Source organism: Leptolyngbya sp. KIOST-1 (assembly GCF_000763385.1).
Taxonomy (GTDB): Bacteria; Cyanobacteriota; Cyanobacteriia; order Phormidesmidales; family Phormidesmidaceae; genus Nodosilinea.
Map to the genome: position 1 here is coordinate 452,894 of NZ_JQFA01000002.1, position 12,049 is coordinate 464,942.

The following is a 12,049-nucleotide window of genomic DNA, read 5'->3' on the forward strand; positions in this document are numbered from 1 at the left end:
CTTCCCTGGCTGTGGCGATACCGGAGACAGGACAATGGCGTATAGCCAGCGCTTTTGGTGTTTGGGTCATGGCCTAACGGTTCTGGCGATGGCTATAACTCCCTGAGCGAAACGGTTGCATAGCGTTACTTCAGCTGAATTCCCTATACTAGAGCTATCTCCTCCTCCGAAATGAGCCTATTCCTCTGTCTGATCCGCTGTTGATTTACCAAGAAACCCTGAACCTGCTGGAGTGGCCCCGGCTCTGCCAGCACCTGTCTACCTTTGCGGCGACCAAGCGAGGAACGCTGGCGGCTCAGAGCCTGGAACCCGCCGCGAGCCAGGCGCTCAGCGTTGACCTGCTGGCCCAGACCCAGGAGGCCTGCTGGCTAGAGGACAACAATAACGGCCTCAACTTCGGCGGCATTCGCGATGTGGGGGCGGCGGTGGAGCGAGCCTACCGCCAGGGCCTGTTGGGCGGGGAGGAGCTCCTGGCGATCGCCACCACCCTGAACGGAGCCCGCCAGCTGCGCCGCACCATCGATGCCCAGCCGCCGGAGGATTTGCCGGTGCTCCAGGGGCTGGTGGCCGACCTCAGCACCCACCCCGACCTGGAGCAGCAGATCTACCACTGCATCGACGATCGCGGCGATGTGACCGACCGGGCCAGCCCCAAGCTGGGGGGCATTCGCGATCGCCTCAAAGCCACTCGTCAGGACATTCAGCAACGGCTGCAGCGGATCTTGCAGCGCCAGGCCGGGGCCATGCAGGAGCCCCTGATCACCCAGCGGGGCGATCGCTTTGTGCTGCCGGTTAAAGCGCCCCAAAAAGACGCCGTTCCCGGCATTGTGCACGACGCCTCGGCCAGCGGAGCCACCCTCTACATCGAGCCCCAGGCGGTGGTCGAGCTGGGCAACCGCCTGCGCCAGCTGCTGCGCCAGGAAAAAACAGAAGAAGAGGTGGTGTTGCGCCAGCTCAGCGATGCCGTAGCCACCGTCTACGACGACCTCACGGCCCTGCTGGATACGGTCACCCGGCTGGATCTGGCCCACGCCCGGGCCCGCTACTCCCTGTGGCTGGAGGGCAACCCGCCCCGCTTTACCGAGCCCCAGGAGCAGACCACTCTGCGCCAGCTGCGCCATCCCCTGCTGGTGTGGCAACAGCGCCACGAGCAAGGGCCAGAGGTGGTGCCGATCAACCTGCTGATTCGTCCCGAACTGCGGGTTGTGGCCATTACCGGCCCCAACACCGGCGGCAAAACCGTCACCCTCAAAACCCTGGGCCTGGCGGCCCTGATGGCCCGCGCCGGCCTCTACATTCCCGCCCGTGAGCCGGTGGAGCTGCCCTGGTTTGGGCAGGTGCTGGCCGACATCGGCGACGAGCAGTCGATCGAGCAGAGCCTGTCTACTTTTTCGAGCCATATTCGCCGCATTGGGCGGATTCTGGCCGCGCTGGGTGAGGTGAGTGAGGAGGGTGAGGAAGGTGGGGTAGGTGAGGCAGGTGGGGTAGGTGAGGCCGTGACCGACGACACGGGTACGACCTCCGACTTGCCGTCTACCCAAGCCTCTTCGCTCCCATCCACCCATCCACCCACCCACCCACCAAACGCCCTCATCCTGCTCGACGAAGTTGGCGCGGGCACCGACCCCAGCGAGGGCACGGCCCTGGCGATCGCGCTGCTGCGGCACCTGGCCGACCGGGCCAGGCTGACAATGGCGACCACCCACTACGGCGAGCTGAAGGCGCTGAAGTACGAGGATGTTCGGTTTGAAAATGCCTCGGTGGAGTTCGACGAAACCACCCTGTCGCCCACCTACCGGCTGCTGTGGGGGATTCCGGGGCGGTCCAACGCCCTGGCGATCGCCCGACGACTGGGGCTTGACAGCGCGGTGGTTGAGGCGGCTACCGCGCTGATGGGCACCGGTGCCCAGGAGGATGTCAACCAGGTGATTGCTGGACTGGAGGCCCAGCGCCGCGATCAGGAGACGCGATCGCAGGCGGCGGCGGACCTGCTGGCGGCGACCGAAAAGCTCCATAACGAGGTGCAGCACAAGGCCAATCTGCTGCGCGATCGCGAGCGGGAACTCAAGCAGCAGCAGCAGCAGGCGGTGCAGGCGGCGATCGCCGAGGCCAAGCGCGATATCGCCAGGGTCATTCGCCGCCTGCAGCAGGGCGAGGCCACCGCCCAGGATGCCCAGCGTGCCACCGAGGCGATCGACAGAATTGCCAGCACCCACCTGCCCGCCGCCCCGCCAGCACCGGCAAAACCGGGCTACCGGCCGACGGTGGGCGATCGGGTCCGCATTCCCAGTCTGGGGCAAACCGCCGAGGTGCTCACCGCCCCCGACGACGACCACCGCATTACCGTGCGCTTTGGGCTGATGAAAACCACCGTTAGCCTGGCCGACATCGAATCGCTCCGGGGCGAAAAAGCCGAGGTGCCGGTCAAGGCCAAACCCGTAGACACCGTGCCCGCCGCCCAGGCCGCCCCCCCGGCCCCAGCCATTCGCACCAGCCACAACACCCACGACCTGCGCGGGATGCGGGTGGCCGAGGCCGAATCGGTGCTGGAGGAGGCGATTGCCAGAGGCAGCGGCGCCCTGTGGATTATCCACGGCCACGGCACCGGCAAGCTGAAAGCCGGGGTGCATGACTACCTCAAGCGCCATCCCCAGATTCAGCGGTTTGAGCCCGCCGCCCAGGCCGACGGCGGTGCCGGGGTCACGGTGGCCTACCTGTAGGCAAGCGGTATCTGGTACCGGGGGCGAGGTTAGGCACCGGGATGCAACCCGTACCTGGGGCGAGGGACACCCCCCCTGCGGACCCCGCTGCCACCAGCCCACAATGGGAGCTGTTCGCTCAGCACCCCAGAGACCCTCTATGCATTCCACTTCCGACCTCGATCCCAGGGCGGCGGCCCTAGATGCCAACGGCTGCGCCCTCTGCGGCCAGGGCCAGTTTGCCTCGGCGCTGGTCCTGTTTGACCAGGCGCTGGCCCTCGACAACACCTACTGCACCGCCTGGAACAACCGCGCCAACGCCCTCTGTGGCCTCCACCGCCAGGCGGAGGCCCTGGCTGCCTACGATCGCGCGGTGGCCCTCAACCCCCAGTACCACCAGGCCTGGTTTAACCGGGGCAAGCTGCTGGCGGAGATGGGTGCCTACGGCAATGCGGTGGCATCCTACGATCGCGCGATCGCCCTGGTGGCCGACCCCATCTACCTGCATGCCAGGGCGAACATTTGGGTCAAAAAGCACCTCGTTGCCACAGTGGAGGGCGTGTCATTATAGTCATTGAGAACCGTTAGGCCATGACCCATGCCCCTGCAGCGATGGCCATAATTGATGACATCCCTTGCCCTGTGGCCTCAAAACAGAATTAGGAAATCACCCCGGTCTGGAAACGTCCAGGCCGGGGTGATTTTCAGCGATTGGCAAAGATCAAGTTGAGCCGTGACGGGTTAGGCCGCGTCCCACTTGCGGTTCAGTGTGGTGCCGTGCACCCGGTAGGTTTTGTTGGTGGGGCCATTTTCCTGGTGGTCCATAATTTGGCCCCAGGGGTTCCAGGCGAGGCCAGTTTTGGCCCAGGCCTGAATGCGCACGTTGGCGGCATCACCCGGCAGATTGAGCTGGTGGGTAAAGCCAGCGGTTTGGTTACCCGACTGCCACTGGCGGGCTACGGTGTAGTTGCCGTTGGCGTCGGTTTCCTGCCAGGTAATTTCAAACTTGGCGACATAGCCGCCGCTGTGGCGTACCCTTACAAACCCGTTGTTTAACTGGCGGCACTCGGTTTCAAAGTAGCGGGTAGTGTAGCCCATGGTGGCGAGGGCGTTGTTTTTCAAAAATGCCACGGTATAGGCGACCGGGGTGCCGGGGTTGTCTTGGCGGTAGGCAGCCCCGTCTCGAATGATGGAGCTGAGCTGGTCGATGTCATTGGGGTTGGCAATGCGGGCGGCCACGGTTGGGTTGCCGCCCAGGGTGACCACCGTAAAGGTCGAGTTACGAATAATCCGCTCGTAGTCGGCCTTGAGATTGCCTGCGGCGGTACCGCCACCGCTCATAGCGTAGGAGAATGCGCCCTCTGCATTGACGCTGGTTTCGTTGGCGCTGGTTTCCATCCGCACCAAGATCATGCGGCCATAGTCTACGGAGCGCACGTAGGCGGGGGGCGCACTGACGCTGATCAGCTGCTGAAGCTGGCTGAGGCTGGTCTCAGGAGCAAACACCTCCGCTGGTTGAGCAGGTGGATCCATCGTAACCGTGTAGAACACCTGCTTGTACAGCGCCACGTAGACCGAAGACTCTTGCTTGTGGCTGGCCTTGAGCTGAGCAGACACCTGGTTGCTGGCCCAGTTGGCGCTAAAGCCCAGCTCTAGCGCTGCCTGCTCCGAGGAGAAAGCCTTTTTAATCGACAGGTTTGACTTCGAAACATTCACGTAGCCCTCGGCCCGCGATTGTTCGTTCCAAACCTTAAGCACCTCATCGATGGCGGTGGCCACGCTGGAGTTGGTGGGGTTTTGTACAACTTTGGTACCGTGGCTGCCCAAGCCCGGTAGGTCAACGCGCAGGGTGACAGGGTTGCGAGCTACCGCAACGGGGGCGGGGCGGCCCTCAGCCAGATTTTGGTTGGCCAGCACCAGCGCTCCAGGAAAGACAACCCCAGAGGTGGGGTTGACAATGGCGATATCCTGCAGGTCGCCCGTAAGTGACCTCTCCCGTTTAGTACAGATGATAATGGCGTTGGGGTTGGTGGCCTTGGGGGCCGGCAGGGCTTCGGTGCTGCCGTTGGCGGGCAGGCTGAGCAATCGGCGAGGATCGTAGTTCAGGCTTTGCACGAACTCGTTGATAACAGCTGGAGTGGTTAAGGTTTGCATTGGAATCTCCTAATGGGGGTTGAATGGTAGGAGCGCCGTAGACGCACGATGGCTCGTGCTGGGGGCTCTAGTAGCAAACCACCACAGTGGCTTGCTGTAGAGAACAACAGCCCCCCTATCCGCCATTCCCCGCCCCACTCCGTGATCCTACGGAAGCTTCTGTGTGACCCAAATCAACGGCACTTCCCCAATCGTCCACTACCCCAATTTCCGTGCGCCCACCTTTAAACTGAACCAGCGGCCCTCTCACCCAATGTCTGCTATTGGCCATGGCAGGCATTGAGAGCGATGAAGGCGATCGCGCCTCCATTTCATCCCAGCTTGCCCCTATACTGGTGTCATTGTCAGAAGTCAGACGAGCTCTTTTGTCACCCTTTGGGCTGCTTCAGTACGCTGTTCTACCCGTTCTCCAGTCAGTGCTATGCGTTCTCGCCGCCGCCGTCAGGTCAATGCTCAGGTGCCCGAGGTCAACCTCGTCCCCATGATGGACGTGCTGATGACGGTGCTGACCTTCTTTATCATCATCTCCATGAGCCTGACCGGGCAGCAGCTGCTGAACGTGCGCCTGCCCCAGTCGGTAACCGATGACGGGGCCACCGAGGAACCCCAGGTGATGCAGGTGGATGCTCTGGTGGTGGGGTTGGATCGCGATGGCAATATGCTGCTCGACAGCGAGACTATTACCCTCAACCAGCTCAGCCAGCGGGTGCGCACCTACTTTGCCCAAAATCCCAACGGCAGGCTGGTGCTCAAGGCCGATCGCGAGCTGACCTACAGCCAGGTGTCGGGCCTGCTCACCGACCTGCGGGCGATCGGCGGCAACCGGGTCTCGCTAGCGGTGGAGTAGTGGTGCATCGCCGCGCGGATGCACCCTACGACTGTCGCGCCTCCAGTACCCCCTCGGCTTCGTTGGCAATCTGTCGCAGGGCATCGAGAGTTGCCCGAGGGGCCGACTGCCACAGGCCGCGCTGGTGGGCCTCCAGCAGGCGCTCGGCCATGTCGCGCAGCGCCCAGGGGTTCGCTTTTTGCACGAAAGCCTGAACGTTGGGATCGAGCACGTAGGCCTGGGCCACCCCCTCGTACATGTGGTCGGCGACGCAGCGGGCGGTGGCGTCGTAGGCAAACAGGTAATCCACGGTAGCCGCCATCTCAAAGGCCCCTTTGTAGCCGTGGCGCATCACCCCCTCGATCCACTTTGGGTTGACGACGCGGGAGCGGTAGACTTTAGCAATTTCGGCGACCAGCGATCGCACCTTCGGCTTCGCCGTCACCGCATTGTCGCCAAAGTAGGTGGCAGGCTGCTGCCCCTGGAGGGTGCGGACCGCCACCGTCATCCCCCCCTGAAACTGGTAGTAGTCGTCCGAGTCGAGCAGATCGTGCTCGCGGTTGTCCTGGTTGTGGAGCACCACCTGCATCTGGCGCAGCCGCTGCTCAAAGGCCTCAGGGCTAGCGTGGCCCTGGGCGCTGCGGCCGTAGGCGTAGCCGCTCCAGTTCAGGTAGGCGCGGGCCAGATCCGCATCGGTGGTCCAGTTCTGTGATTCGATTAGCCCCTGTAGCCCGGCCCCGTAGGCCCCCGGCTTGGAGCCAAAAATGCGGTAGCGCGATCGCTGCTCCGCCTGCTCCGCCGTCAGCCCCTGGCGCTGCCACTCCAGGGTTTCCTGCTGCACCCGGTGGGCCAGAGGGTTCTGCTCGGGCGGTTCTGCCAGGGCTGCCACCGCCGCCACCGCCTGGTCAAACAGGTCAATCAAGTTGGGAAACGCGTCTCTGAAAAAGCCTGAAATCCGCAGGGTGACATCCACCCTGGGCCGTCCTAGGGCCGACAGCGGCAACACTTCAAAATCGACCACCCGCCGCGAGGGGCCGTCCCACAACGGACGCACCCCCATCAGCGCCAGCGCTTCAGCCAAATCGTCGCCCCCGGTGCGCATGGTGGAGGTGCCCCACACTGAGAGGCCCAGGGTTTGGGGGTACTCGCCGTGGTCCTGGGTGTACTGCTCCACCAGCACTTCCGCCGCCCGCCGCCCCACATCCCAGGCGCTCTCGGTGGGGATGGCGCGAATGTCCACCGAAAAAAAGTTGCGGCCCGTGGGCAGCACGTCGGGCCGGTTGCGGGTGGGTGCCCCCGCTGGGCCGCTGGGCACATAGCGACCGTCAAGGCCCGCCAGCAGGTTAGTGATTTCGTCGCTGGTACGCGTCAGGGCAGAGATTAAATGGTGGTGAATCCAGTGGAGTTCGGCGCTGAGGGGGGTGGATGGGTGGGAGAGTGGCTGGGTGGATAGTTGTAGGAGAGCCTCTACCAGGCGAGACGCCTCCTCCTCCAGCGCCGCGATCGCATCTCCCACAATCCGACAGTTGGCTAACCCGGTAAAGGGCTCCCCCGGCTCAGCGGTGAGGGGGTCGAGGTCGAGGCCCCAGGATTCTGCGATCGCGCGGGTCAACCCCTGGCGACCAGGGCCGGGGTGACGGGCGATCGCCACGATCAGGTCCCGCAGCTGGCGACCCTCGGGGCACTGGCCAAAGATGTGAAGGCCATCGCGAATTTGGGCCTCTTTGAGGTCGCAGAGGTAGGTGTCGAGGGTGGGGAGGAGGGTGGGGAGTGGGGGAGTGGATGGGTGGGCGGGTGGATGGGTGGATGGGGAAGGTGAGGAGGGTGGGGAAGGTGAGGAGGGTAGTTCGGTGAGGAGGTGGGTTTCGGTGAGGAGGGTGAGGATGCGATCGCCGATTAGCGCCAGGCGAGTCGGGTCCAGGCTCTGGGCTTCGTAGTATTCGTCTACCAAGCCCTCCAGCTTTTCGAGCGGGCCGTAGAGCTCGGCGCGGGTGAGGGGCGGGGTGAGGTGGTCGAGAATGACCGCCTGGGCGCGGCGCTTGGCCTGGGACCCTTCGCCGGGGTCATTGACGATAAATGGGTACAGGTGCGGCATGGGGCCGAGCATGGCCTCGGGGTAGCAGTTCTGCGACAGGCCCACCCCCTTGCCGGGCAGCCATTCCAAATTGCCGTGCTTGCCAAGGTGTACGATCGCCTGAGCCTTAAAACTCTGCCTCAGCCAGGTGTAAAAGGCGAAGTAGGCGGGGGTAGGCTCCAGGTCGGGGGAGTGGTAGTTGAGGGAAGGATCCAGGTCATAGCCCCGGCTGGGCTGGATGCCGATGAAGATGTTGCCCAGCTGGAGGCCAGGGATGGGGAAGGGGTGGGTGGGTGGGTGGGTGGAGCCGAAAGGGGTGCCCCAGCGATCGCGCATTCCCGTACGCACCGCTTCCGGCAACCTGTCAAAATGCTCCAGGTAATCGGAGGCTGAGAGCGCCTGGTGAATCTGGCGAAAATCGCGGCCCTCTGGGTCATTGGTGATGCCATGGGTAAGGCATTGGATCAGCTCGTCGCCGTTGGCGGGAATGTCGCCCACGGTGTAGCCAGCGGCGCTGAGGGCGTGGAGAACTTCAATTGCGCTCTGGGGCGTATCGAGGCCAACCCCGTTGGCGAGGCGGCCATCGCGGTTGGGGTAGTTGGCGAGCACCAGGGCAAGGCGGCGATCGCCCACCGGGGTGCGGCGCAGACTGGCCCACTGGGCAGCCAGGTCGGCCACAAACTCGATGCGATCGGCCACGGGTTCGTAGGTGACCACATCGGTCTCCAGGGCCTCGCTGCGCTGGTGAGTGGCCTTAAACGACACGGCGCGGGTAATAATTCGCCCGTCCACCTCGGGCAGGGCCACATTCATGGCAATGTCGCGGGGGGACAGGCCCAGGGGTTGGCTGGCCCAGGCCGCCTTGGTACCGCCGCTGAGAATCACCTGAAGCACCGGCACGTCGAGGCGTTCCCAAAGGGCCAGGTTGGGGCTGGCCCCGTCCAGCTTGGCCACCGAAAAGCTGGTGGTGTTGATCAGCAGGTCGATGCCCTCGGCCTGCTTGGGCTTCAGCAGGCCGAGCAGTTCCCCCTGCACCTCGGGGTCTTGCAGCGACGACACAAACACCGGCAGCGGCTCCAGCCCCCGCTCGGCCAGGGCGGCGCAGAGAGCATCGATGGGGGCGGTGTTGCCGGCCAGGTAGTGGGCGCGGTAGAAGAGCAGACCGACTTTAGAAGCTGGGGGGATGGGGGGATGGGGGGATGGGGAGGGATAGATTCCGACGTTGGGGATGGGTTGGGGGGCAGGGGGGTGGTAGGTGGTGTGGAGCATGCGATCGCAGGCCCACATCAAGCCATTCGCCATGTTCTCAACGCCGCCTTCGTTCAGGTAGCGCCACAGCTGGTTGGCCACCGTCAGCGGCACGGTTGAGTGGCTGATCAGATCGGGGGCGGGGCGATCGTCGCCGGGCAGCACAACCAGGGCGGCTCCGGTGTCGGCGGCTACCTCGCGCACCACCTCCAGCCCGTAGGGCCAGTAGGCGCGCCCCCCCAGCAGGCGCACCACGATCAGCCGGGCGTGGCGCAGTACGTCGTCGGCATAGGTGTCGATGGTGAGCTGCTGCTGGAGCTGCAGCAGGCTGGCCACCCGCAGGCCCGGAAAGTCGGCGGGAAACAGGGCCCGGCTGAGGCTTTGAATATCGGTGTCGGCGGCGGTCAAAAACACCAGCGGGGCCGGAGTTTGTTCGACCCAAATAACGCCTTCGGTGTCGGGACTCCAGCCGCCGGGGGTGGCCGCTAAGCGATGCATAGGCGTTTTCTAGGACAACAAATGGGGCAACGACAAATCTGAAGGAACTCTAGCGTAAGTCGGGGCGGCACCAAAACGAAAGCTACGATGGGGGCTGTCAAACCCTGGCGGTAAATCCTTAAGGCTTTCTTCCGCCGAACCCCAGCTTCAACCCACCGCAATGGGCGTGTTCAGTCTCAAAATGTAAGGATGCCTATATTTCTCGACCGTGGCACTGAACAGGACTTGCCCAGGGCTGCTCTGGTTTTGCTGGGGCAGTTTTTGCGTCAGTACAGCCAGCAGCAGCAGCTCAGCCTGCTGACCCAGGCCGACCTACCCACCGACTCCGCTGAAGACGAGTTTTTTGGCTGCCTGCTGGGGCCAGACCTGGCGGTGGTAATTACGGCGCGGCCCCACAGCGGCGATCGCGATCGCATCCTGGTCTGCCTAGTCACCGATGCCGATGGGATCGCCGCCTGGCTCCAGCAGCAGGGGTTTCCCAAACCCAAATCCCCCCTCTCCACCAGCGTCACCGCCCTGGGTCAGTTTATGCTGGCCTGGGTCAAGCTCTGTGCCGAAGCCAACGGAACCGGTGCCCAAACCGTGATCAGCTGGCAGCAGGAGCGTCGGCTGCTGCTCAACCAGGTGATCGCCAAGATTCAGGGCAGTCTGGAGCTGACCGAAATCCTTGAAACCACCGTCGCCGAAGTGTGTCGGTTCTTGCAGGCCGATCGCCTGCTGATCTATCAGTTCAATCTCCCCTCGACCCCGGCGGTCAAAACCATGGACAGCCCCCGAGCGGACAGTGGGGGGGAGGTGGTCCAGGGAAATGGCGACCAGGCTCTCACTGCCAGGGGCTACATCACCTATGAGGCGCGGTCGAGCGATCGACTGCCCTCCGTACTCCACTACACCGAGCACCTCTGCTTTCAAACCGATCCCGACAGGTCCAGCCGCGTGCTGCGCTACCCCCAGGAACGACCGATCGCAATCGACGATATTGCCGACACCTACCGCGATCGCCCCTGTCTGCTGAACTTTTTGCAGCAGGTGCAGGTCAAGTCCAAGGCGGTGGCCCCGATTGTGGTGGAGCAGGACCTGTGGGGCCTGCTGATTGTGCACCAGTGCCAGCACCAGCGGCGCTGGCAACCCTGGGAAACCGAATTTTTGCAACACATTGCCGAGCATCTGGCGATCGCCATCAACCAGGCTCAGCTCTACCACCGCCTTCAGCAGCAGACCCAAAACCTCGAAGTTTGCGTGGTCGAGCGCACCCAGGATCTGCGCGATGCCCTGGTCGCCGCCGAGTCCGCCAACCGGGCCAAAAGCGAGTTTTTGGCCACCATGAGCCACGAACTGCGCACCCCCCTCACCTACATTATCGGCATGTCGGCCACCCTCCAGCGCTGGTCGCTGGGCGAGCTTTCCCCGCGCCAGCGCGACTACCTCTCCACCATTCAAGCCAGTGGCGAGCACCTGCTGCGCGTCATCAACGACATTTTAGACGTCTCCAAAATTGAGAATGGCCGCACCGTCCTCGACCTGCGCCAGTTCTCGCTGACCTCCCTCTGCCGCCAGAGTGTCGATGCTTTTCGCAACGAGGCGGCCCGAAACACCATCGACATCGGCCTCGACCTGAAGCTGTCCGACGGTCAGGACTCCTTTGTCGCCGACCCCCGCCGGGTGCGGCAAATTTTGGCCAATTTACTCAGCAACGCCGTCAAGTTCACCCCCGCCGAAGGCAAAGTGGTGCTGCGAGTGCGGCGCGAGCAAAACGACGCCGTGTTTCACATTGAGGACACCGGCATTGGCATTGCCGCGTCCGCCCACGCCCTGCTGTTTGAGAAATTTCAGCAGCTCGAAAATGTGCGCCAGCGAGAGCACCAGGGCACCGGGCTAGGGCTGGCCCTGACCAAGCAATTGGTCGACCTCCACGGCGGCTCGATCAAGGTGAGTTCCGAGGTGGGGGTGGGCTCTGTCTTTACGGTGCGAATTCCGCTGCAGCGATCGGTGGCTCCTCTGAATACTGGGGAAATCGCTGCCGAGCCTGCGATGGGGCGAATTGTGCTGGTCGAAGACAACGAAGAGACCGCCACGCTAATCTGCGACATGCTCACGGCCGCCGCCTACCAGGTGATCTGGATTGTGGACGGTTCGCGGGTGCTCGACCAGGTGGCCCTGCTCCAGCCTGCCGCGGTGATCACTAGCCTCACCCTGGCCAGTGCCGACGGCTGCGACATCATTGTGGCCCTGCGCCAGCAAGCCGATGCCCTGGAGACGAAAATTCTGGCCCTGATCGAGCTAGACGACCACACCCAGGCGGAGCGGGCAGTCAAGGCTGGGGCCAACGACTGGGTTAGCAAGCCCGTCGATCCTCGCCAACTGCTGTCCACGGTGAATGGAATTATGGCGGCGCAGCCATCTCTGGGAATCAACTCCTGAGAGCAGTCGGGGGATGAGGGGCGGGCGATCGTGAATCGCCCTGGGCAGTGCCGCGGCGCGGGGTTCAAAATTCAACGTTCAAACGACACCCCGTTGGCCTGTCGGGCGTCCTCAATGTCAGATTTTTTC

6 protein-coding genes are annotated in these 12,049 nt (G+C 63.6%); 4 read left to right on the forward strand and 2 right to left on the reverse strand.

Annotated features, from left to right (window positions below; translation table 11 throughout):
- The first annotated feature begins 200 nt into the window (after nucleotides 1-200).
- Nucleotides 201-2,720: an endonuclease MutS2 gene (locus tag NF78_RS02180; protein ID WP_035984625.1), complete on the forward strand. Its 2,520-nt coding sequence runs from the start codon at nucleotides 201-203 to the stop codon at nucleotides 2,718-2,720.
- Between the two features lie 139 nt (nucleotides 2,721-2,859).
- Nucleotides 2,860-3,270, forward strand: a complete 411-nt coding sequence (locus NF78_RS02185) for a tetratricopeptide repeat protein (protein ID WP_035984627.1) — start codon at nucleotides 2,860-2,862, stop codon at nucleotides 3,268-3,270.
- Between the two features lie 170 nt (nucleotides 3,271-3,440).
- Here NF78_RS02185 and NF78_RS02190 read toward each other — a convergent pair whose 3' ends face one another.
- Nucleotides 3,441-4,853 carry a thiol-activated cytolysin family protein gene (locus NF78_RS02190; RefSeq protein ID WP_035984628.1) on the reverse strand — a complete coding sequence of 471 codons (1,413 nt, stop codon included), beginning with the start codon at nucleotides 4,851-4,853 and terminating at the stop codon, nucleotides 3,441-3,443.
- Nucleotides 4,854-5,274: 421 nt separating this feature from the next.
- Between NF78_RS02190 and NF78_RS02195 the strand changes: the two genes are divergently transcribed.
- Nucleotides 5,275-5,700, forward strand: a complete 426-nt coding sequence (locus NF78_RS02195) for an ExbD/TolR family protein (RefSeq protein ID WP_035984629.1) — start codon at nucleotides 5,275-5,277, stop codon at nucleotides 5,698-5,700.
- 25 nt (nucleotides 5,701-5,725) lie between these two features.
- Here NF78_RS02195 and cobN read toward each other — a convergent pair whose 3' ends face one another.
- Nucleotides 5,726-9,499, reverse strand: coding sequence for a cobaltochelatase subunit CobN (gene cobN, locus NF78_RS02200; RefSeq protein WP_035984631.1), 3,774 nt, complete (start codon nucleotides 9,497-9,499; stop codon nucleotides 5,726-5,728).
- A 189-nt stretch (nucleotides 9,500-9,688) separates the two neighbouring features.
- Here cobN and NF78_RS02205 point away from each other — a divergent pair, with 189 nt between their 5' ends.
- Nucleotides 9,689-11,920, forward strand: a complete 2,232-nt coding sequence (locus NF78_RS02205; RefSeq protein WP_197064745.1) for a GAF domain-containing hybrid sensor histidine kinase/response regulator — start codon at nucleotides 9,689-9,691, stop codon at nucleotides 11,918-11,920.
- Nucleotides 11,921-12,049: the final 129 nt, after the last annotated feature.

Bases quoted from the DNA above. Each gene is read 5' to 3' on its own strand.
- NF78_RS02195 (WP_035984629.1), top strand. From the start codon at position 5,275: ATGCGTTCTCGCCGCCGCCGTCAGGTCAATGCTCAGGTGCCCGAGGTC.
- NF78_RS02185 (WP_035984627.1), top strand. From the start codon at position 2,860: ATGCATTCCACTTCCGACCTCGATCCCAGGGCGGCGGCCCTAGATGCC.
- cobN (WP_035984631.1), bottom strand. From the start codon at position 9,499: ATGCATCGCTTAGCGGCCACCCCCGGCGGCTGGAGTCCCGACACCGAA.
- NF78_RS02190 (WP_035984628.1), bottom strand. From the start codon at position 4,853: ATGCAAACCTTAACCACTCCAGCTGTTATCAACGAGTTCGTGCAAAGC.
- NF78_RS02205 (WP_197064745.1), top strand. From the start codon at position 9,689: ATGCCTATATTTCTCGACCGTGGCACTGAACAGGACTTGCCCAGGGCT.